Genomic DNA, 21,044 nt, shown 5'->3' with positions numbered 1-21,044 from the left:
ATTGTCCTTTATTGTACGGCGAACTGGCGGCGGATTTTTCTCATCAGTAAGAACAGCCAGGGCCAGAGAATACCGTCAACGACGCTACTCCAGAATATTTCCGGACGGAAGGAGACGTTAATCACCAGGAACTCAGACCAGAACACAATGACATCCATCGCCAGGGACAGCACCATCACCATCAGGGCCTGCTGCCACAACGCCAGATTACGAAAGAGCTGAAATTTAAATGCCACCAGATAGGCAACAATGCTGAACGCCAGAGCGCGGACGCCGAGCGTCGAACCCGAAATAAGATCCATTATAGATCCCATCACAAATCCGCTCCCGACATTCACCCGGTGCGGCAGCGCCAGCACCCAGTAGATCAGGATCAGCAACAGCCATGACGGACGGTACATCAATAACTCTTCCGGCCAGGGCATAATTTGCAGCACAAGAGCGACAAGGAAAGAGAGCCAAATCACCCAACGCCCGTGGCTGCGGTAGCTACTCAAGGCTGGCCCCCGCGCACGGCACGCTGGCGGACAGGTGCAGCACCCGTTTCCGGAGCCGTTGCCCCCGCAGCCGGGGCAGAGGTTGTCGTCGGAGGAGCCGGAGGCCCAACCATTTCGCTGGCGCGGGGTAGTACCTGCGGCATCATCTGCATCAGACGTTCGTTAGCGACACGATGGACTTCGTCCGGGGCCATCGGCATGGAGCCATTGCGATCCGCGCCCCACAGCAGCAGCAGATAGCGCAGACGCTGAAGACCGGCGGTAGGTCGGGCCTGAATAACGGTGTAAGCACGCTGTGTATCCACCTTCACAGAGGACACAACAGCAACAGGATATCCTTCCGGGAAACGTCCCCCCAGACCGGAGGTCACCAGCACGTCGCCGACGCGAATGTCGGTATTACCCGGCAGATGTTCAAGCTGCAGATCTTCGGTACACCCGTTACCGGCGGCAATCACGCGGATATCATTACGCAGGACCTGGATCGGCAGGGCGTGGGAAGCATCGCAGATCAGCAGTACGCGGCTGGTGATTTTTCCTACCGCCACAACCTGACCCACCACGCCTTTATCACTGATCACCGGCTGGCCTTCGTAAACGCCGTTAACGCTGCCTTTGTCGATGACGACCTGGTCGGTGTAAGGATCGGTGCCCGTAGAGATCACCTGAGTCACCATTTTTTGCTCGTCCTGACGCAGCGGTGAACCCAGCAGCTCACGCAGGCGGGCATTCTCTTGCTTGAACTGACCCAACATCAAGAGTTCGCTGTTTTTCAGTATCAGCTCACGGTGTAAGGCTTTGTTTTCCAGTTCGATCTGCTGGCGGGAGGCCAATGTTTCAGAAACATTGTCCAGAATTTTACGCGGCCCGTTGGCCAAAAAATAGAATGGACTGACTGCAGTGTCCATATAGGTGCGGATCTGGGAGAAAGCCCCCATTCGACTGTCGGCAACAATTACGCCTATTGCCACTATAACCGCTAAAAATAAGCGTAACTGCAGGGAAGGTCCCCTGCTGAACATCGGCTTCATAAACTCGGCGTTTTCCTCGACAACATGAAAAAGGAGTGCGGGCAGCGCCCCGGCACTCCTTCAGGCAGATTATTCTTCGCTGAACAAATCGCCGCCGTGCATGTCAATCATTTCCAACGCTTTACCACCGCCGCGTGCAACGCAGGTCAGGGGATCTTCTGCGACGACAACAGGGATACCGGTCTCTTCCATAAGCAGACGATCAAGGTTACGCAACAGTGCGCCACCCCCCGTCAACACCATACCGCGCTCTGAGATATCAGACGCCAGCTCTGGTGGGCACTGCTCCAGTGCGACCATGACCGCGCTCACGATACCGGTTAACGGCTCCTGCAGCGCTTCCAGAATTTCGTTGGAATTCAGTGTAAAACCACGCGGAACCCCTTCCGCCAGGTTACGGCCGCGCACTTCTATCTCGCGGACTTCGTCACCCGGATAGGCGGAACCGATTTCGTGTTTGATACGCTCTGCGGTGGCTTCACCAATCAGAGAGCCGTAATTACGGCGCACATAATTAATGATCGCTTCATCGAAGCGGTCACCACCGATACGTACGGAAGAGGAGTAAACCACGCCATTTAGCGAGATCACCGCGACTTCCGTAGTACCGCCACCGATATCCACGACCATGGAACCGGTTGCTTCAGATACCGGCAGGCCAGCACCGATAGCGGCGGCCATCGGCTCTTCAATCAGAAACACTTCGCGCGCACCGGCACCCTGTGCCGATTCACGGATGGCACGACGCTCAACCTGGGTCGCTCCCACGGGCACACACACCAGCACGCGCGGACTTGGGCGCATAAAGCTGTTGCTGTGGACCTGCTTGATAAAGTGCTGCAGCATTTTTTCGGTCACAAAGAAGTCGGCAATAACGCCATCTTTCATTGGGCGAATAGCTGCGATATTGCCGGGCGTACGCCCCAGCATCTGTTTTGCGTCATGACCGACTGCCGCTACGCTCTTTGGGGAGCCGGCACGATCCTGACGGATAGCAACGACGGAAGGCTCGTTCAGCACAATGCCCTGCCCTTTCACGTAAATCAGGGTATTGGCTGTACCCAGGTCGATGGACAAGTCGTTGGAAAACATGCCACGGAATTTTTTAAACATACTAAAGGATAATCCTGCAAGCTGGGGGCGGAAAATAAAATCCGCTTACTTTACCAACCACACGAAGCAGCGACAAGGCGCAAAAACGTTCTGCTCCGGTGAAAAATCATGCTATCTCGCGCCAGCGTCACAACCTGGTCTGCAGATGGCGCCGCAGACGCCAGTAATCAGGCGTTCTGCACGGGTTTTGGACAATCTGGCGGACATAACATACATAAACATTAACAGTTCAGTTTCGCCTCGGCCGGCGAGAAAGCCGCTTCGAACCACTATCGCCCGGGTATTCTACGTGAAAACCTGGCTGACGTGAGACTAAACTCGATATCTTTGCGAATATTTTTTCACGCTGCTGTCCACCGGCTGCGAGGGCGCGAAAAAGTCGCCCTGTCCCCCGGTAACACCCAGCTCCACCAGCGTTTGCCACTCTTCGCGTGAGCGAACACCAGCGGCAAAAACCTGGGTAGAAGTCTGCTTACTACTTTCAAGCAGGCTCTGCACAAACAACTGGTTCTCAGTGCGACGGTTGATATTACGCACCAGACCAGGATGAAGCTTGATCAGCCGCACCTGGAACTGCTTGATATACGCCGTACTGACCACGGTCAGACCCGCCTGATTGACCACTACGCTACAGCCGAAACCATAGAGTAATCGGAACACCGGCTCTAAACGGCTGATGTGTTGACACACATCCGCTTCCGCAAGTTCAAATAAAATACGTTTTCTTTGTGATTTAGTGCACTGGAGCAAGCTGTCGCGCAGCCAGTTCTGGAAGGAACGCTGCAATAAAGCATCCAGTGTCAGGGGGATAGCCAGCGTTTCCTCCGGCCACAGCGCGATCAACGCCAGGATACGCTTGACCATCTGACGGTCATAGCGTTCGGCCAACCCCAGCTGCTGCATCATGGGCAGATACTCCGCCGCCAGCAGCTCTTTTTCACCGTCGAAGATGCGCGGCATCATTTCGCGGTGATAGACCTCGCCTTTCGCGTTCACCGCAGGTTTCTGATAGAGCCTTGGCCCGCCACGATTCAGGGTATTTTCCAGTAAAGTGCGCCACTTCACGCTGCCGCGCGCAAAGTCCTGCTGCGCCCCTTCTCCCACTGACCAGTTATTCCCCCCCTGCAGCGTGGCCTGACGGGTTGCCAGTTCGGCATTTTCCATCACTTGCTGGGTGGTCTGGCCGCTGTGCCAGCCGCTGATGCCGATATGGATCATGTCTTCACGATCCACCATGCGCGTGGAGGGCAGGGTATCAACCGCTTTGATCAGCTGTGAAGCGATACTGTCGGCATCTTTCACGCTGCGGTGCGGCAACAGCACCGCAAAATCACTGCGAAAATAACGTGCCAGTAAAGCCCCCGGATAGCGCAGCACAAACGTCGACAGCATATTGACCAGCGCAAACAGATACTCCTGTACCTGGGCGTGGCCCCAGCGTTCGCGCAGGGTATCGAAGTCCGGCAGGCGGATGATCATCACCATACCGTGTGTGCCTACGGCCTCAGGATCTTCCAGCAGCGTGGTGAGCTGGTTATCAAAAAACAGGCGGTTATTCAGGCCGGTACGGGCGTCCTGTGCCGCAAAGGAACGGATCAGCGTATCAATACGGTTGTGCTGCTCACCGGCCTCTTTTAAGTCGGCCAGCAGCAGGTCAATGGCGCTGCTGGCTTTCGCGGGCCACTCGTGGACAGAGCCGGGCCTGACGGTCAGGCGTTCCCCCTTGATGATGGCACCTGCCCGCTCCTCAAGGCGCTCCATACCCTGCAGCTGTCGGTTAAGCCAGCGGCGGGCCTGGAAGAGCAGCAAAGTCATAATCACCACGACGCCCAGCATCAGCGACAGGCTGGTTGTACCGATTAAGGAGGAAAACCAGGTACGGGTTGAATCGACCCACTGGACACGCAGCGTCATCTCAGGGTGCCGGGAGAGAGGGAGGTGCATTTCGCGGTAGCGATTGGGTTCATCATCCAGCAGCGGCTGCTGACGGCGGGTCACCTGAAAAAGACGCTTACCGCCCTGCTCCATCACGATATGTTCGATTTGCAGGGGATTCATCACATGGCTGAGCCACTGCTCAATCTGTTGGGGTGACTGAGTCTGTAACGCCGTATCAACATCGTCAGCCATCCGCTGGATCCGATGTTCTGCCCTCTGATTGCTGAGGTAAAAGAAACTGAGCACACTGCCCACCAGCATCAGTAACATGGCCAGTGAACACAGCAGGGTAATAATCGCAGAGAGCTTGGTGGTTAATCGCATCCTTGTGCCCATATAGCTGCGGTAGTCGGGACATCATTAACAACGAACCGCAACCGTATTGTTAATGACCAGATAAAAGCCTTTGCCGGTAAGCGCCGGTGGAGAAAAATACCACACCCCACCGTCCGATTGCTTGCCCGGCGTCAGATAAAACCGGATTTTGAGGAGTATAGTCCCGTTAAGTCCTATTTTAATTAATACCCCCACTATTTCAGGAGATTCTCATGCAGGCACTGGTTCTGGAGCAGGCAGAAGGTATAACCACCGCGACCGTGAAGATGATAAGCGCAGACAGCCTCCCCCCAGGCGAGGTGACCGTCGATATCGACTGGTCCGGCATTAACTATAAAGATGCCCTGGCGATCACCGGAAAGGGAAAAATTATCCGCCAGTTCCCGATGGTGCCGGGCATCGACTTCGCCGGTAAAGTGCATACCAGCAGCGATCCCCGTTTCCACAGTGGTCAGCAGGTACTGTTAACCGGTTGGGGCGTAGGTGAAAATCATTGGGGGGGGCTGGCCGAACAGGCGCGGGTTAATGCTGACTGGCTGGTCCCCATGCCGGAAGGCATGGACGGGCGCAAGGCGATGATTATCGGCACGGCCGGTTTTACTGCCATGTTGTGTGTCATGGCGCTGGAGGAAGGCGGTATTACGCCAGAGAGCGGTGAGGTGCTGGTGACGGGTGCCAGCGGGGGCGTTGGGAGCACTGCCGTGGCGCTGCTCAGTGCGTTGGGTTATCGCGTGGTTGCCGTCAGCGGGCGCGAGTCCACTCATGATTATCTGCTTCAGCTCGGCGCACAGGCGGTGCTGCCGCGCAGTACGTTTAGCGCGGAATCCCGGCCGCTGGAAAAGCAGCGCTGGGCCGGAGCCGTGGATACCGTGGGCGATCGGGTGCTGGCGAGCGTACTGGCGCAGATGAATTACGGCGGGGTGGTAGCGGCGTGCGGCCTGGCTGGTGGCTTTGCCCTGCCCACCAGCGTAATGCCGTTTATCCTGCGCAACGTTCGTCTGCAGGGTGTGGATTCGGTAATGACGCCGGCACCGCGCCGTCGTGACGCCTGGAAGCGGCTGGTAAAAGCCCTGCCCCCCGCATTTTATCAACAGGCGACGACAGAGGTTCCCCTGACCGAAGCGGCCTCCGCCGCCGAAAAACTTCTGAATAACCAGAGCACCGGGCGCACGCTGGTACGCATCCGCTGATCCCGGCCTGCCCCGGCCTGACGGCAGGGGCAGGCATCCAGGAAATTTCACATTTTTCGCCCACAATTAGCGTATTGTCCGGCTCTGCGCCATGCTCAACATTATTACCCCACCAAGTGCAAGGGTCGCCGATGAAAGCCATTAATAAACTGACTGAAAATGATGTCACGCCGGAAAGCATTTTTAATACCCGCCGCAGAACGCTGCTCAAGACCCTTGGCCTGAGCGCTGCGGCCCTTTCACTGCCGACCGCGGCCCGCGCGGACGTGCTGTCCTGGTTTAAGGGCAACGACCGTCCCCCGGCCCCGGCGGGCAAGCCTCTCGATTTCACCAAGCCGCCGCAGTATCAGTCTGACCTCGCCCTGACGCCGGAAGATAAAGTCAGCGGCTATAACAACTTCTACGAATTCGGACTGGATAAAGCCGATCCGGCCGCTAACGCCGGCACGCTGAAAACGACCGACTGGAAAATAGAGATTGGCGGCGAAGTGGGAAAACCCATGACGCTGGATATGGATGATATTTTTAAGCGCTTCCCCCAGGAACAACGCATCTACCGTATGCGCTGCGTGGAAGCCTGGTCGATGGTTGTCCCGTGGATTGGCTTTGAGCTGGGTAAGTTACTTAAGGCGGCTGAACCCACCAGCAATGCCCGTTATGTGGCCTTCCAGACGCTGTATGCCCCGGACCAGATGCCCGGCCAGCAGGATCGCTTTATCGGCGGAGGCCTGGATTACCCTTATGTTGAAGGACTGCGACTGGATGAAGCAATGCACCCGTTGACGCTCCTAACCACCGGCGTTTACGGTAAAGCACTGCCTCCGCAAAACGGGGCACCGATCCGCCTGACCGTTCCCTGGAAATACGGTTTTAAAGGCATCAAATCGATTGTCAAAATCACTCTCGTTAAAGATATGCCGCCCACGACCTGGAATCAGCTTGCCGGCAATGAATACGGTTTCTTTGCCAATGTGAATCCGCATGTCGACCATCCGCGCTGGTCGCAGGCAACGGAACGTTTTATCGGCTCAGGCGGTATTCTGGATGTGAAACGACAGCCTACCCTGCTGTTTAATGGCTATGCCGACCAGGTGGCTTCTCTTTACCGTGGGCTCGATCTGCGGGAGAACTTCTGAGATGGTCCGCCTGTCGCTGAAACAGATTACGGGCTTAAAAGTGCTACTGCACCTGGCGGGTTTTTTGCCGCTGCTGTGGTTGCTGCTGTCGATCGATCAGGGCTGGTTCAGCACCGACCCGGCAAAAGATATCCAGCATTTCACCGGCAGAATGGCGCTGAAGTTTTTGCTGGCCTCTCTGGCCGTGACACCACTGGCACGCTACGGTAAACAGCCACTGTTGATCCGCGTACGCCGCCTGCTGGGCTTATGGTGTTTTGCCTGGGCCACGCTCCACCTGGTGAGCTATTCCCTGCTGGAGCTCGGGATCAGCAACCTTGGCCTGCTGGGATCGGAGCTGATCTCACGTCCTTACCTGACACTCGGGATTATTTGCTGGGCGATCCTGCTCCTGCTGGCCGCCACCTCCTTCCAGCGTGCGCAGCGTAAACTGGGGAAAAAATGGCAGACGTTGCATAATGCCGTCTATCTGGTGGCCATACTGGCACCGGTTCATTATCTCTGGTCCGTCAAAACCCTGTCGCCCCAGCCGTGGATTTATGCGTTAATTGCCGGGATCTTGCTGGCATGGCGATACAAAAAACTGCGTAAATGGTTGCCTGGCCGCAGCCGATAACTGTGTCCTGCCCCGCATCTTCAGCAATCAACTACGCCTTTTTTCCCTGGCGTGGTTGATCATCTTCGCTGATACGACCAGTATTTAGCTGCTAATTGCGTTGATATCATTATAATGCCCGACTTCATACGGTTGCTTTCGTCAAATTTCATCTGAAAAGGTGACAAACCGGCGTTTGCGATGTATTTTGTGCGATGCCTTTATTATCGCAGGAGATAGCAGCAAGATGACCGACAAGTTGCACGTACTGCTTTTGAACGGCCCCAACCTCAACATGCTGGGGACCCGTGAGCCTGAAAAGTACGGTCATAGCACGCTGGCAGATATTGTCAGCGATCTGACCGCGCAGGCGAATGCGCTGAACGTCACTTTGAGCCATCTCCAGTCAAATGCGGAATATGCGCTCATCGATCGCATACATGAGGCAAAAGGCAATGTCGATTATATCGTCATTAACCCGGCGGCATTTACCCACACCAGCGTGGCACTGCGTGACGCGCTGCTGGCAGTGAACATCCCGTTTATCGAAGTTCATCTGTCAAACGTTCATGCCCGTGAGCCCTTTCGCCATCATTCGTATCTTTCTGATATTTCTGCCGGCGTGATCTGTGGACTTGGCGTCGACGGTTATTCCTGGGCTTTACAGACGGCAGTTAAACGCCTGTCACCATCTAATTAAACAGAGTACGGAACCACACTCATGGATATTCGTAAGATTAAAAAACTGATCGAACTGGTTGAAGAATCAGGCATCGCTGAACTGGAAATCTCTGAAGGCGAAGAGTCTGTTCGCATCAGCCGTGCACCGGTTAACGTCGGTTACCCGATGATGCAGCAGGCCTATGCGGCGCCAATGATGCAGCAGCAGCCAGCACTGGCTAATGCCGTTGCTCCGGCTACCGCTCCGGCAATGGAAGCGCCTGCCGCTGCTGAGATCAGTGGCCATATCGTACGTTCCCCAATGGTTGGTACTTTCTACCGTACCCCAAGCCCGGATGCGAAAGCCTTCGTGGAAGTGGGTCAGAAAGTTAACGCCGGTGATACCCTGTGCATCGTTGAAGCGATGAAAATGATGAACCAGATCGAAGCCGATAAATCCGGCATTGTGAAAGCGATTCTGGTCGAAAGCGGTCAACCTGTTGAGTTTGACGAGCCGCTGGTAGTCATCGAATAACGAGGCGAGCCATGCTTGATAAAATTGTAATTGCTAACCGTGGTGAAATCGCGCTGCGCATTCTCCGCGCCTGTAAAGAACTGGGCATCAAAACGGTTGCCGTGCACTCTACGGCTGACCGTGATCTGAAACACGTGCTGCTGGCTGATGAAACCGTGTGTATTGGTCCGCCACCGTCAGTGAAAAGCTACCTGAATATCCCGGCGCTGATTTCAGCCGCTGAGATCACCGGGTCAGTCGCGATTCACCCTGGCTACGGCTTCCTGTCTGAAAATGCTGACTTTGCCGAACAGGTAGAGCGTTCTGGCTTTATCTTCATCGGACCGAAAGCCGACACCATCCGCCTGATGGGCGATAAAGTGTCCGCGATTACCGCGATGAAGAAAGCCGGTGTTCCGACCGTGCCAGGCTCTGACGGCCCGTTAACCGAAGACATGGATAAAAACCGTGCCTTCGCGAAACGTATCGGCTATCCGGTGATCATCAAAGCCTCTGGCGGCGGCGGTGGTCGTGGTATGCGCGTCGTTCGCGGCGACAAAGACCTGGAACAGTCCATCAACATGACGAAAGCGGAAGCCAAAGCGGCTTTCAATAACGACATGGTGTACATGGAAAAATACCTGGAAAACCCACGCCATATCGAAATTCAGATTTTGGCTGACGGTCAGGGCAACGCTATCTATCTGGCAGAACGTGACTGCTCTATGCAGCGCCGTCACCAGAAAGTTGTGGAAGAAGCACCTGCACCGGGTATTACTGAAGAGATGCGTCGCTACATTGGCGAACGCTGCTCGAAAGCCTGTATTGATATCGGCTATCGGGGTGCAGGTACCTTCGAGTTCCTGTACGAGAACGGTGAGTTCTACTTTATTGAGATGAACACCCGCATCCAGGTTGAACATCCGGTGACCGAGATGATTACCGGCGTTGACCTGATCAAAGAACAGCTGCGCATTGCAGCCGGTCAGCCGCTGTCAATCAAGCAGGAAGAAGTGATCATTCGCGGTCATGCGGTGGAATGCCGTATCAATGCCGAAGATGCCAACACCTTCCTGCCAAGCCCCGGCAAAATCACCCGCTTCCATGCACCTGGTGGCTTTGGTGTGCGCTGGGAGTCTCATATCTACGCAGGCTATAGCGTGCCGCCGTACTATGACTCGATGATTGGCAAACTGATTACCTTTGGCGAAAACCGTGATGTGGCCATTTCACGCATGAAAAATGCGCTGGCTGAGCTGATCATCGACGGGATTAAAACCAATATCGAACTGCAGATGAAAATCATGTCAGACGAGAACTTCCAGCACGGTGGCACTAATATCCACTATCTGGAGAAAAAACTCGGCCTGCAAGAGAAGTAATTAGCCGCTGTTCAGTGGGCCTGTATCGTCAGGCCCACTTTTCTCTGCCCCCATTCCGCTACTTTTGCAAGATATCGCTGGGCAAATGCGCATCCTGTCGTAAAATTCCCTTCTTTTTATCTGTCCTTGTCGTAACCCTGAGGGAGAAACGGATGGAAAAACGCTTTCTGCAAGCACACCGTGAAGCACGCTGGGCCTTCTGGCTGGCGGTGGCTTACCTTGCCTGTTGGGCGCTGTCGGGCTGGCTGCCGGATGATAAACCCGGTATGACCGGTCTGCCGCACTGGTTTGAAATGGCCTGTCTGCTGGTACCGGGTGTGTTTATTTTTCTTTGCTGGCTGATGGTTCGCGTCATCTTCCGCGATATCTCCCTGGAGGACGACGGTGAAGCTTGACATTATTTTGCCTCTGATTGGCTATCTGCTGCTGGTCGCCGGCCTCTCTGTTTATGCCATGCGCCAGCGCCGTGAGGGCAGTTTCCTGAGTGAGTATTTCCTCGGCAGCCGCTCAATGGGTGGCTTCGTACTGGCCATGACCCTGACCACCACCTATATCAGCGCCAGCTCGTTTATTGGCGGCCCCGGAGCGGCCTATAAATACGGTCTGGGCTGGGTGCTGCTGTCGATGGTGCAGGTGCCCGCCGTCTGGCTGTCGCTGGGTATCCTTGGCAAGAAATTTGCCATTCTGGCCAGACGCTATAATGCCGTCACCCTCAACGATATGCTGTATGCGCGCTATCGCAGTCCGCTGCTTGTATGGCTGGCCAGCATCAGCCTGCTGGTGGCCTTTATCGGTGCCATGACCGTGCAGTTTATTGGTGGTGCACGCCTGCTGGAAACGGCCGCCGGCATTCCTTACAACACCGGGCTGCTGATCTTTGGCGTCTCTATCGCGCTGTATACGGCGTTTGGCGGCTTCCGCGCCAGCGTACTCAACGATGCCATGCAGGGGCTGGTGATGCTGGCAGGCACCTTCCTGTTACTGTTCGCTGTCATTCAGGCGGCAGGCGGAATGCACCAGGCAGTCGAAACCCTGCAACACATCGATCCGCAGCTGGTGTCGGCTACTGGCGTGGATGATATTCTCTCCCCCACGTTCCTGGCCTCTTTCTCGGTGCTGGTCTGCTTCGGCGTCATCGGTCTGCCGCACACGGCGGTACGCTGCATCTCCTATAAAGACAGCAAGGCCGTGCATCGGGCGATCCTGCTGGGTACCGTGGTGGTGACAGTGCTGATGTTTGGTATGCACCTCGCAGGTGCCCTGGGACGGGCGGTGATCCCGGACTTAGCGATCCCGGACCAGGTGATCCCAACGCTGATGATCCATGTTCTGCCGCCGCTGGCAGCCGGGATCTTTCTTGCCGCGCCGATGGCGGCGATCATGTCCACCATCAATGCCCAACTGCTACAATCGTCGGCAACGATCGTTAAAGATCTCTATCTGCGTATGCGGCCGCATCAGCTGGATAATGAGCCGCTGCTCAAACGTCTCTCCTCGCTGGTGACGCTAATTCTGGGCCTGCTGCTGCTGGTGGCTGCCTGGAATCCACCAGAGATGATTATCTGGCTCAACCTGCTGGCCTTTGGCGGGCTGGAAGCGGTGTTCCTCTGGCCACTGGTGCTGGGGCTGTACTGGGAGAAAGCCAACGCGGCGGGCGCACTGAGCAGCATGATGACAGGTGCAGCCTGTTACACCCTGCTGGCCACCCTGTCGCTGCAACCCTGGGGTTTCCACCCGATCGTACCGGCCCTGCTTCTTAGCCTGCTGGCCTTTATTATTGGCAATCGTTTTGGCCATTCTGACCCTGTCACGACGACTGCCTCCCCCCTGATTGATGGAAGAGATTGAAAATGCCCTGGATACAAATGAAGTTGAATACCACCGGTGCGCAGGCTGAAGACCTGGGCGACGCACTGATTGAAAACGGCGCGGTGTCGGTCACTTTCCAGGACACCCACGACAACCCGGTCTTTGAACCGCTGCCGGGCGAAACCCGTTTGTGGGGAGATACTGACGTGATTGGGCTGTTTGATGCCGAAACTGACATGCCGGGAGTGATTGCCGGCCTTGAGCATCACCCGCTGTTAGGCACCGATTTTCATCATAAAATCGAGCAAATTGAAGACAAAGACTGGGAGCGCGAGTGGATGGATAACTTCCATCCGATGCGCTTCGGCCAGCGTCTGTGGATCTGCCCGAGCTGGCGTGACGTTCCCGATCCTGCGGCCGTCAACGTGATGCTGGACCCCGGTCTGGCATTTGGTACCGGCACTCACCCGACGACCTCGCTGTGTCTGACCTGGCTGGATGGTCTCGATCTGACGGGTAAAACCGTGATCGACTTCGGCTGTGGTTCCGGTATTCTCGCCATTGCCGCCCTGAAACTCGGTGCCGCTGCCGCTATCGGTATTGATATCGATCCGCAGGCCATTCAGGCCAGCCGTGACAATGCACAGCGCAACGGCGTGTCCGAGCGTCTGTCGCTCTATCTGCCACACGAACAGCCAGATAATCTCAGTGCTGACGTGGTGGTAGCAAATATCCTTGCCGGCCCGCTGCGTGAACTGGCACCGCTGATTAGCGTCTTGCCGAAAAATGGCGGCCATCTCGGCTTGTCCGGGGTTCTCGCCAGCCAGGCAGAGAGTGTGTGTGAAGCCTATGCGGATACCTTTACACTGGATCCGGTGGCGGAAAAAGAAGAGTGGTGCCGCATCACCGGAATTCGTCGTTAAAATAAACCGCTGATGCAGCCCAGATAAGCTGCATCAGCCCGTTCATCACGTCATATGTCTCGAATAACAGGCAAACTGACGTGATTTATGTTGCTAACTGGGTCACAAAAAAAGAAAAATCTTTGTACACAATTTCGTCATATTTTTTTAATTCATTGTTTTATATGACTATTAAATAAATACCCCTGACGAGTACGGTGGTTCCTTGATCGGCATCAGCGGATTGTTCAAAGTTTGGCCTTTCATCTTCCTGAAAAAATGCGTAATATACGCCGCCTTGCGGACACACTATGGTCACTTTTTTTTCATGCGCATAGGAAATCACCAGCTTCGTAATCGTTTGATTGCAGCCCCGATGGCCGGGATAACAGACAGGCCATTCAGGACCCTTTGCTATGCAATGGGCGCTGGTATGACTGTTTCCGAGATGATGTCGTCAAACCCTGAAGTCTGGGGCAGCGATAAGTCGCGGTTGCGTATGGTACACAGTGACGAACCTGGTATTCGTACCGTGCAAATTGCCGGTTGTGACCCGGAAGAGATGGCGGCAGCCGCACGCATCAATGCAGCATCAGGTGCGCAGGTGATCGACATCAATATGGGTTGTCCCGCTAAAAAAGTGAATCGCAAGATGGCAGGCTCCGCGCTGCTGCAACATCCTGAGCTGGTGAGGTCTATCCTCCTGGCTGTGGTGAATGCAGTCGACGTACCGGTCACCTTAAAGATTCGCACTGGCTGGGACAGCGACAACCGCAACTGTGTAGAGATTGCCCAATTGGCTGAGCGTTGTGGTATTCAGGCCCTGACAATTCACGGACGCACTCGCGCGTGTTTGTTCAACGGCGAAGCTGAGTACGACAGCATTCGGACAGTTAAGCAGAACGTATCCATTCCGGTTATCGCGAATGGAGACATTACTGACCCGCACAAAGCCAGAGCCGTACTTGACTATACGGGGGCTGATGCCCTGATGATAGGACGGGCGGCTCAGGGAAGACCGTGGATCTTCCGGGAAATCCAGCACTATCTGGACACTGGGGAGCTGCTGGCACCGATGCCACTGGCTGAAGTAAAGCGCTTGCTCATCGGGCACTTACGGGAACTGCACGACTTTTATGGTCACCGCAAAGGATACCGTATTGCCCGAAAGCACGTCTCCTGGTATCTGCAGGAGCACGCCCCAAACGACCAGTTTCGGCGCACATTCAACGCCATAGAGGATGCCAGCGAACAGCTGGAGGCGTTGGAGGCATACTTCGAAAATCTTGCGTAATTAGAAATAAAGAGCTGACAGAACTATGTTCGAACAACGCGTAAATTCTGACGTACTGACCGTATCTACCGTAAATTCACAGGATCAGGTGACCCAAAAGCCACTTCGTGATTCGGTCAAACAGGCACTGAAGAACTATTTTGCTCAACTGAATGGTCAGGATGTAAATGATCTGTATGAGCTGGTACTGGCTGAAGTAGAACAGCCTCTGTTGGACATGGTGATGCAATACACCCGTGGCAACCAGACCCGTGCAGCCCTGATGATGGGCATCAACCGCGGTACACTGCGTAAGAAACTGAAAAAATACGGCATGAACTAATAGCCTCTGGCTATCATGTTGTATCTAAAGCGCTTATCCCTATGGTTTAAGCGCTTTTTTATTGATAACGTATCGCAACGGGCGATGCGCTTGTTCCACAGTCAGAGAGCAGGAGACCCAGGCAACGCCTGATAGGAAACTTCCCATCCATCTTTCCCTGTGTAACGGGTAATCTGTGTGCCTTTACATAAGATGGAGGTACTTCCGCTGAAAAACCTCACCGATTTGACCGCAGTACGCACTCCCTTACGAATGTAAATTCTGGTCAAGAACAGAATGTGAGTAAACCATAGTCCTGAACGGGTGTCTGATTGAGTGTATCGCAGCTGACTTTCCTCACTTTGCGTTACAGGTCCCGCCCTTAATGTCTGAATGAGTAAATATGAAGCAGCCACAAAAATTCCAGAGGAGCTTTTTACGTCCGCGCTACTGGCTCACCTGGTTTGGTGTCAGCGTGTTATTTCTGCTGGTCCAACTGCCCTATCCCGTGCTGAACAAATTGGGTACCTGGATGGGACGTACTTCCATGCGCTTTATGAAGCGCCGTGTTTCCATTGCCCGCCGTAACCTTGAACTCTGTTTCCCGGATATGGATGAGCAGCAGCTTGAACGTTGTATTGTCGGGAATTTTGAATCTCTCGGCATGGGCTTGCTGGAAACCGGCATGGCATGGTTCTGGTCCGATCGCCGGGTGAAACGCTGGTTTACCGTTAACGGTCTCAATAATCTGAAAGCCGCCCAGACGGATGGCAAGGGAGCCCTGATTATCGGCGTACACTTTATGTCGCTGGAATTAGGCGGACGTGCGATGGGCCTCTGCCAGCCGATGATGGCGATGTACCGCCCGCACAACAATAAACTGATGGAGTGGGTGCAGACCAAAGGTCGTATGCGTTCGAACAAAGCGATGATTAATCGCCGCGATCTGCGCGGTATGGTACAGGCCCTGAAGCAGGGTGAAGCGGTATGGTTTGCACCGGACCAGGACTACGGTCCGAAAGGCAGCGTATTTGCGCCGCTGTTTGCCGTGCCGGAAGCCGCAACCACCAGCGGTACCTGGATGCTGGCACGCATGGCAAAGCCTGCGCTGATCACCGTCGTGCTGATCCGTAAGGAAGACGGCAGCGGTTATGAGTTGGTGATCCAGCCCGAACTGAAGGATTATCCGATTGAAAGTGAGCAGGAAGCAGCCGAATACATGAACCGGGTTATTGAACGCGAGATTATGCGTGCGCCCTCCCAGTACATGTGGCTACACCGCCGCTTTAAGACCCGTCCTGCCGGAGCCAGTTCCCTGTACTGATCGCGGTATTAAAGTATAACCCCTGTTCTCTTCCCCACCAGCGCCTGATGGCGCTGGTCTTCGCAACAAAATTTACACTTAAATAACAAATCTGCAACCATCCTCACATTGCTTCCATATAGTGAAACTAAATGCACTATTTGTGACCATCATGACTATTTTTGCCCCTTCCTGGTGCGCGATATTAATACAGCTTGTAATAAACCTCCCATTATCAGTAACGCTTTTCAACAAATTCAGCGCTCTGCAAATCTGGCATTGCCTTTGCAAAGCAGTGAATGGCCTCCGGCCACAGACAGGAAAAGTGCACCAGAGCGTGCACTAAACATAACAATATAAATCCGCCACACAGGATGCTTTATGAAAAAGATGATGCTCTCCACGATGATTGCCGCCGCTACGCTGTTTAGCCTGGCGAATCAGGCTCATGCAGGTACGACACTGGATGCCATTAAAAAGAAAGGATTCGTGCAGTGCGGTATCAGTGACGGTCTTCCGGGTTTCTCATATGCCGATTCCAACGGCAAGTTTACCGGCATCGATGTGGATGTTTGCCGTGCAGCGGCAGCGGCGGTATTTGGTGATGCTACGAAGGTAAAATATACCCCGCTGACCGCGAAAGAGCGTTTCACTGCGTTGCAGTCCGGTGAGGTCGATATTCTTTCGCGTAATACCACCTGGACTTCCTCCCGCGACGGCGGCATGGGCTTCATCTTTGCTGGCGTAAACTATTACGACGGTATCGGCTTCCTGACCCACCAGAAGGCAGGCCTGAAAAGCGCCAAAGAGCTGGATGGGGCCACCGTGTGTATCCAGGCCGGTACCGATACCGAGCTGAACGTGGCGGACTACTTTAAAGCGAACAAAATGCAGTACACGCCGGTCACCTTTGACCGTTCTGATGAGTCAGCTAAGGCACTGGATACTGGCCGTTGCGATACGCTGGCTTCCGACCAGTCTCAGCTGTATGCACTGAGAATCAAGCTGGGTAAACCGAGTGAATTCATCGTCCTGCCAGAAGTGATCTCGAAAGAGCCTCTGGGCCCGGTTGTGCGTCGCGGTGATGATGACTGGTATACGATTGTTAAGTGGTCGCTGTTCGCCATGCTGAACGCGGAAGAGATGGGCATTACCTCTAAAAACGTGGATGAGATGACCGCGAAGCCCTCAACACCAGATATGGCGCACCTGCTGGGCGCAGAAGGCGACTTCGGCAAAGACCTGAAGCTGGACAACAAGTGGGCTTACAACATTATCAAACAGGTGGGCAACTATCAGGAGGTGTTTGACCGTAATGTCGGTAAAGACAGCCAGCTGAAAATTGCACGCGGTCAGAATGCACTGTGGAACCAGGGCGGTATTCAGTACGCGCCACCAGTACGTTAATTCCCTTGATTACAGGGCACCGGTCTGCCGGTGCCCATGCCAGAATTTTCGTCACTGAGGTCTCACCATGTCTCAACGCCCAACCGTAAAAAGGGATTTTTCATTCAGTAATCCTGCGGTTCGCGCCTGGCTTTACCAGATCATTGCGATAGTCGCAGTGCTTGCCGTTGCGGGTTACCTGATACACAACACCATCATTAACCTGGCCAACCGGGGCATTACATCCGGTTTTAGTTTCCTTGAACGTAGTGCTGGCTTTGGTATCGTCCAGCATCTGATCGATTACACTGAATCCGATACTTACGCTCGCGTGTTCCTGGTCGGGCTGACAAATACTCTGCTGGTTTCTGCGTTGTGTATCGTCTTTGCGTCCTTGCTTGGCTTTTTTATCGGGCTGGCACGCCTGTCTGACAACTGGCTGCTGCGCAAGCTGTCCAACATCTATATTGAGACGTTCCGTAATATCCCTCCGCTGTTGCAGATCTTCTTCTGGTACTTTGCGGTATTACGTAATCTGCCGGGTCCGCGCCAGGCACTTAATGCTTTTGACCTTGCCTACATCAGTAATCGCGGTCTGTATATTCCGTGGCCTGAATATGTGCCGGGTACCGGGCCATTCCTGGCCGCCCTGGTGCTGGCGCTGCTCATTGCCTGGGGAGTGTTTCGCTACAACAGGCAGCATCAGTTGAAAACCGGTCAGCTACGACGGACGTGGCCCGTGGCCATCGCGATGCTGGTCGTGTTTCCTCTGATAGCAACACTGTTTGCAGGTCGCCCGATGCACTGGGATATTCCGGAACTGCGTGGCTTCAATTTCCGCGGCGGATTCGTGCTGATCCCGGAGCTGGCAGCATTAACGCTGGCGCTGTCGATTTACACGTCGTCATTTATTGCCGAAGTTATCCGTTCCGGGATCCAGTCTGTGCCGCACGGACAGCATGAGGCTGCGCGTTCTCTCGGTTTACCTCATCCAGTCACCCTGCGCCAGGTGATCATTCCGCAGGCCATGCGGGTGATTATCCCTCCGCTGACCAGTCAGTACCTCAATATCGTCAAGAACTCCTCGCTGGCCGCAGCGATTGGGTATCCCGATATGGTGTCTCTGTTTGCCGGTACGGTGCTGAATCAGACGGGTCAGGCCATTGAGACCATTGCTATCACTATGGGTGTCTATCTCATTATCAGCCTGTCGATTTCGCTGTTAATGAACATCTACAACCGCAAAATCGCCCTTATTGAGCGCTAAGAGAACGGATTATGACGATAACCACTCATGAAACGCCCGCAGTCGTCCCGAACACGCTGTCGCGTGCCGTTGGATGGGCAAGAAAAAATCTGTTCTCCAGTATCGGTAACACCTTGCTGACGCTGTTTTGTCTGTGGGTGATATGGGCCGTTATCCCTCCGGCGCTAAACTGGCTGGTGTTTCAGGCGAACTGGTTGGGTGAAACCCGTGCAGACTGTACAAAGGACGGCGCATGCTGGGTGTTTATTCATGCACGCTTTGGCCAGTTTATGTATGGCTTATATCCCCATGAGCTCCGCTGGCGCATCAACCTGGCACTGATCATTGGCCTGGTGTCAATTGTTCCGATGTTCCTGAAACGCCTGCCGCGCCGGGGAACCTATATCGCTGCCTGGGCGGTGATCTATCCGGTTACCGTCTGGTTCCTGCTTTATGGTGGCTTCCTCGGGCTCGAGCGTGTTGAAACGCGCCAGTGGGGCGGACTGACCCTGACCCTGATTATTGCCTCAGTGGGTATTGCCGGGGCATTACCCCTCGGCATCCTGCTGGCTCTGGGTCGGCGCTCCCGCATGCCGGTGCTCCGCACGCTGTGCGTTCTGTTTATCGAATTCTGGCGTGGTGTACCGTTGATCACCGTTCTGTTTATGTCATCGGTGATGCTGCCGTTGTTTATGGCAGAAGGCAGCTCCATCGATAAGCTTATCCGCGCGCTGGTCGGTGTCATCCTCTTCCAGTCGGCCTACGTCGCCGAAGTGGTGCGTGGCGGGCTTCAGGCTCTGCCGAAGGGACAGTATGAAGCTGCTGAGTCACTGGCACTGGGCTACTGGAAAACACAGGGGCTGGTGATCCTTCCTCAGGCGTTGAAAATGGTGATCCCTGGTCTGGTTAACACCATCATTGCTTTGTTTAAAGACACCAGCCTGGTGATCATCATCGGCCTGTTTGATCTCTTCAGTAGCGTGCAGCAGGCCACCGTCGATCCCGCCTGGTTGGGCATGTCGACCGAGGGCTATGTATTCGCTGCGTTGGTCTACTGGATTTTCTGTTTCAGCATGTCGCGCTACAGCCAGTATCTGGAAAAGCGCTTTAACACCGGGCGTACGCCGCACTGAGGTTTAAAATGACGCAAATTATTACCCCAACTGACGACGCAATGATGATTACGCTCGAAAATGTGAATAAGTGGTACGGACAGTTTCACGTCCTGAAAGACATTAACCTCAAGGTTAAGCCCCGGGAGCGTATCGTACTCTGCGGCCCCTCTGGGTCTGGAAAATCTACCACCATCCGCTGTATCAACCACCTTGAGGAGCACCAGCAGGGGCGTATCGTCGTCGACGGGACGCTTCTTAACGACGATCTGCGTAATATTGAACGCGTTCGTACTGAAGTGGGTATGGTCTTTCAGCACTTTAATCTTTTCCCTCACCTGAGTGTGCTGCAGAACTGTACCCTGGCGCCAATCTGGGTACGTAAGACACCGAAGAAAGAAGCGGAAGAGCTGGCGATGCATTACCTGGAGCGCGTACGTATTGCCGAACATGCGCATAAATTTCCAGGACAGCTCTCCGGCGGCCAGCAGCAGCGCGTGGCCATTGCGCGTTCGCTGTGTATGAAGCCGAAAATTATGCTGTTCGATGAACCCACTTCAGCGCTCGACCCGGAAATGGTGAAAGAAGTGCTCGATACCATGATTGGCCTGGCAGAAGATGGCATGACCATGCTGTGCGTTACCCACGAAATGGGTTTTGCCCGTACCGTAGCAGACCGGGTGATCTTTATGGATCGCGGAGAGATCGTTGAAGAAGCTCCACCACAGGAGTTCTTTGCCAATCCTAAGTCTGAACGTACCCGAGCGTTCCTGTCACAGGTGATCCACTAGTATACGTGACTGACAGCAGCAAAAAGCCCCGGCCATCACTGGTCGGGGCTTTTTTTATATTCGTATTTCAGGGTATTAGCAGGCACCGTTAAGCGCTGGCAGAAAACAAAAAGAAAAAAGCCCCGCACTTTCGTACGGGGCTTTCGTCTTTATTTGATGCCTGGCAGTTCCCTACTCTCGCATGGGGAGACCCCACACTACCATCGGCGCTACGGCGTTTCACTTCTGAGTTCGGCATGGGGTCAGGTGGGACCACCGCGCTAAAGCCGCCAGGCAAATTCTTGATTTACCGAACTCACGCTTTATTACTGGTGCTGATACCCAGAGTCGAACTGGGGACCTCACCCTTACCAAGGGTGCGCTCTACCAACTGAGCCATATCAGCACACTTAATTTTTAAGGGCGACACGAATGTCGCCCTTAATGATTTGATGCCTGGCAGTTCCCTACTCTCGCATGGGGAGACCCCACACTACCATCGGCGCTACGGCGTTTCACTTCTGAGTTC

Annotated in this window: 20 protein-coding genes, 1 tRNA gene and 2 rRNA genes; 16 read left to right on the top strand and 7 right to left on the bottom strand. The window is 54.5% G+C overall.

All coding sequences use genetic code 11. From position 1 onward, the window contains the following. Positions 1-8: 8 nt before the first annotated feature. The 4 genes from mreD to csrD form a co-directional block, all read right to left on the bottom strand. Positions 9-497 carry a rod shape-determining protein MreD gene (gene mreD, locus IFU29_RS17055; RefSeq protein WP_062744512.1) on the bottom strand — a complete coding sequence of 163 codons (489 nt, stop codon included), beginning with the start codon at positions 495-497 and terminating at the stop codon, positions 9-11. Beyond that, a complete protein-coding gene (gene mreC, locus IFU29_RS17050) occupies positions 494-1,528 on the bottom strand; it encodes a rod shape-determining protein MreC (protein ID WP_191934979.1) in 1,035 nt (344 codons plus the stop codon). Before mreC ends, mreD begins: the two co-directional genes overlap by 4 nt. A 69-nt stretch (positions 1,529-1,597) precedes the next feature. Further along, entirely contained in the window at positions 1,598-2,641 is a 1,044-nt protein-coding gene (gene mreB / locus IFU29_RS17045; RefSeq protein WP_003855260.1) for a rod shape-determining protein MreB, read from the bottom strand. A 312-nt stretch (positions 2,642-2,953) separates the two neighbouring features. Continuing rightward, complete coding sequence (csrD, locus tag IFU29_RS17040; protein WP_191934978.1) at positions 2,954-4,903, bottom strand: RNase E specificity factor CsrD; 1,950 nt, start codon at positions 4,901-4,903, stop codon at positions 2,954-2,956. Between the two features lie 224 nt (positions 4,904-5,127). On the opposite strand from csrD, the gene acuI reads away from it, so the two are divergent. The 16 genes from acuI (at position 5,128) to IFU29_RS16960 (ending at position 20,536) form a co-directional block, all read left to right on the top strand. After that, entirely contained in the window at positions 5,128-6,105 is a 978-nt protein-coding gene (gene acuI, locus IFU29_RS17035; RefSeq protein ID WP_191934977.1) for an acrylyl-CoA reductase (NADPH), read from the top strand. A gap of 131 nt (positions 6,106-6,236) precedes the next feature. Further along, complete coding sequence (msrP, locus tag IFU29_RS17030; protein WP_191934976.1) at positions 6,237-7,241, top strand: protein-methionine-sulfoxide reductase catalytic subunit MsrP; 1,005 nt, start codon at positions 6,237-6,239, stop codon at positions 7,239-7,241. Between the two features lies 1 nt (position 7,242). Then, positions 7,243-7,857: a protein-methionine-sulfoxide reductase heme-binding subunit MsrQ gene (gene msrQ, locus IFU29_RS17025; RefSeq protein WP_191934975.1), complete on the top strand. Its 615-nt coding sequence runs from the start codon at positions 7,243-7,245 to the stop codon at positions 7,855-7,857. A gap of 226 nt (positions 7,858-8,083) precedes the next feature. Next, positions 8,084-8,536 (top strand): type II 3-dehydroquinate dehydratase, encoded by a 453-nt coding sequence (aroQ, locus tag IFU29_RS17020; protein WP_191934974.1) that lies wholly within the window; start codon positions 8,084-8,086, stop codon positions 8,534-8,536. A 21-nt stretch (positions 8,537-8,557) separates the two neighbouring features. Continuing rightward, positions 8,558-9,031 (top strand): acetyl-CoA carboxylase biotin carboxyl carrier protein, encoded by a 474-nt coding sequence (accB, locus tag IFU29_RS17015; RefSeq protein ID WP_062744518.1) that lies wholly within the window; start codon positions 8,558-8,560, stop codon positions 9,029-9,031. Between the two features lie 11 nt (positions 9,032-9,042). Then, positions 9,043-10,392, top strand: a complete 1,350-nt coding sequence (gene accC / locus IFU29_RS17010) for an acetyl-CoA carboxylase biotin carboxylase subunit (protein ID WP_062744519.1) — start codon at positions 9,043-9,045, stop codon at positions 10,390-10,392. 152 nt (positions 10,393-10,544) lie between these two features. Continuing rightward, positions 10,545-10,787 (top strand): YhdT family protein, encoded by a 243-nt coding sequence (locus IFU29_RS17005; RefSeq protein WP_191934973.1) that lies wholly within the window; start codon positions 10,545-10,547, stop codon positions 10,785-10,787. Continuing rightward, a complete protein-coding gene (gene panF, locus IFU29_RS17000) occupies positions 10,777-12,240 on the top strand; it encodes a sodium/pantothenate symporter (RefSeq protein WP_191934972.1) in 1,464 nt (487 codons plus the stop codon). Before IFU29_RS17005 ends, panF begins: the two co-directional genes overlap by 11 nt. A 2-nt stretch (positions 12,241-12,242) precedes the next feature. Continuing rightward, positions 12,243-13,124: a 50S ribosomal protein L11 methyltransferase gene (gene prmA, locus IFU29_RS16995; protein WP_191934971.1), complete on the top strand. Its 882-nt coding sequence runs from the start codon at positions 12,243-12,245 to the stop codon at positions 13,122-13,124. A gap of 307 nt (positions 13,125-13,431) precedes the next feature. Next, on the top strand, positions 13,432-14,397 hold the full coding sequence (dusB, locus tag IFU29_RS16990) for a tRNA dihydrouridine synthase DusB (RefSeq protein ID WP_191935067.1): 966 nt from the start codon (positions 13,432-13,434) through the stop codon (positions 14,395-14,397). Between the two features lie 25 nt (positions 14,398-14,422). Beyond that, positions 14,423-14,719 carry a DNA-binding transcriptional regulator Fis gene (gene fis, locus IFU29_RS16985; protein ID WP_000462905.1) on the top strand — a complete coding sequence of 99 codons (297 nt, stop codon included), beginning with the start codon at positions 14,423-14,425 and terminating at the stop codon, positions 14,717-14,719. 382 nt (positions 14,720-15,101) lie between these two features. Then, positions 15,102-16,022: a kdo(2)-lipid IV(A) palmitoleoyltransferase gene (gene lpxP, locus IFU29_RS16980; RefSeq protein ID WP_191934970.1), complete on the top strand. Its 921-nt coding sequence runs from the start codon at positions 15,102-15,104 to the stop codon at positions 16,020-16,022. Between the two features lie 360 nt (positions 16,023-16,382). Then, a complete protein-coding gene (locus tag IFU29_RS16975; protein ID WP_191934969.1) occupies positions 16,383-17,408 on the top strand; it encodes an amino acid ABC transporter substrate-binding protein in 1,026 nt (341 codons plus the stop codon). Between the two features lie 67 nt (positions 17,409-17,475). Then, entirely contained in the window at positions 17,476-18,654 is a 1,179-nt protein-coding gene (locus IFU29_RS16970) for an amino acid ABC transporter permease (RefSeq protein WP_191934968.1), read from the top strand. An 11-nt stretch (positions 18,655-18,665) separates the two neighbouring features. Further along, positions 18,666-19,766 carry an amino acid ABC transporter permease gene (locus tag IFU29_RS16965; protein ID WP_191934967.1) on the top strand — a complete coding sequence of 367 codons (1,101 nt, stop codon included), beginning with the start codon at positions 18,666-18,668 and terminating at the stop codon, positions 19,764-19,766. Positions 19,767-19,774: 8 nt separating this feature from the next. Continuing rightward, positions 19,775-20,536 carry an amino acid ABC transporter ATP-binding protein gene (locus IFU29_RS16960; protein ID WP_191934966.1) on the top strand — a complete coding sequence of 254 codons (762 nt, stop codon included), beginning with the start codon at positions 19,775-19,777 and terminating at the stop codon, positions 20,534-20,536. A 158-nt stretch (positions 20,537-20,694) separates the two neighbouring features. Here the strand turns inward: IFU29_RS16960 and rrf (IFU29_RS16955) are convergent. From rrf (IFU29_RS16955) to rrf (IFU29_RS22860), 3 genes are all read right to left on the bottom strand, one after another. Continuing rightward, a 5S ribosomal RNA gene (rrf, locus tag IFU29_RS16955) occupies positions 20,695-20,810 on the bottom strand. Between the two features lie 35 nt (positions 20,811-20,845). Next, a tRNA-Thr gene (locus tag IFU29_RS16950) sits at positions 20,846-20,921 on the bottom strand. 48 nt (positions 20,922-20,969) lie between these two features. Next, positions 20,970-21,044 (bottom strand): 5S ribosomal RNA (gene rrf / locus IFU29_RS22860); the annotation flags it as partial.

Origin of the sequence: Erwinia persicina (genome assembly GCF_014838825.1) — a bacterium.
GTDB classification, from domain to species: Bacteria; Pseudomonadota; Gammaproteobacteria; order Enterobacterales; family Enterobacteriaceae; genus Erwinia; species Erwinia persicina_A.
This window is presented reverse-complemented; position numbering and strand designations above follow the sequence as displayed.

Coding starts and splice junctions, on each gene's coding strand:
- mreC (WP_191934979.1), bottom strand. CDS start 1,528: ATGAAGCCGATGTTCAGCAGGGGACCTTCCCTGCAGTTACGCTTATTT.
- mreB (WP_003855260.1), bottom strand. CDS start 2,641: ATGTTTAAAAAATTCCGTGGCATGTTTTCCAACGACTTGTCCATCGAC.
- csrD (WP_191934978.1), bottom strand. CDS start 4,903: ATGCGATTAACCACCAAGCTCTCTGCGATTATTACCCTGCTGTGTTCA.
- acuI (WP_191934977.1), top strand. CDS start 5,128: ATGCAGGCACTGGTTCTGGAGCAGGCAGAAGGTATAACCACCGCGACC.
- msrP (WP_191934976.1), top strand. CDS start 6,237: ATGAAAGCCATTAATAAACTGACTGAAAATGATGTCACGCCGGAAAGC.
- msrQ (WP_191934975.1), top strand. CDS start 7,243: ATGGTCCGCCTGTCGCTGAAACAGATTACGGGCTTAAAAGTGCTACTG.
- aroQ (WP_191934974.1), top strand. CDS start 8,084: ATGACCGACAAGTTGCACGTACTGCTTTTGAACGGCCCCAACCTCAAC.
- accB (WP_062744518.1), top strand. CDS start 8,558: ATGGATATTCGTAAGATTAAAAAACTGATCGAACTGGTTGAAGAATCA.
- accC (WP_062744519.1), top strand. CDS start 9,043: ATGCTTGATAAAATTGTAATTGCTAACCGTGGTGAAATCGCGCTGCGC.
- IFU29_RS17005 (WP_191934973.1), top strand. CDS start 10,545: ATGGAAAAACGCTTTCTGCAAGCACACCGTGAAGCACGCTGGGCCTTC.
- prmA (WP_191934971.1), top strand. CDS start 12,243: ATGCCCTGGATACAAATGAAGTTGAATACCACCGGTGCGCAGGCTGAA.
- dusB (WP_191935067.1), top strand. CDS start 13,432: ATGCGCATAGGAAATCACCAGCTTCGTAATCGTTTGATTGCAGCCCCG.
- fis (WP_000462905.1), top strand. CDS start 14,423: ATGTTCGAACAACGCGTAAATTCTGACGTACTGACCGTATCTACCGTA.
- lpxP (WP_191934970.1), top strand. CDS start 15,102: ATGAAGCAGCCACAAAAATTCCAGAGGAGCTTTTTACGTCCGCGCTAC.
- IFU29_RS16975 (WP_191934969.1), top strand. CDS start 16,383: ATGAAAAAGATGATGCTCTCCACGATGATTGCCGCCGCTACGCTGTTT.
- IFU29_RS16970 (WP_191934968.1), top strand. CDS start 17,476: ATGTCTCAACGCCCAACCGTAAAAAGGGATTTTTCATTCAGTAATCCT.
- IFU29_RS16965 (WP_191934967.1), top strand. CDS start 18,666: ATGACGATAACCACTCATGAAACGCCCGCAGTCGTCCCGAACACGCTG.
- IFU29_RS16960 (WP_191934966.1), top strand. CDS start 19,775: ATGACGCAAATTATTACCCCAACTGACGACGCAATGATGATTACGCTC.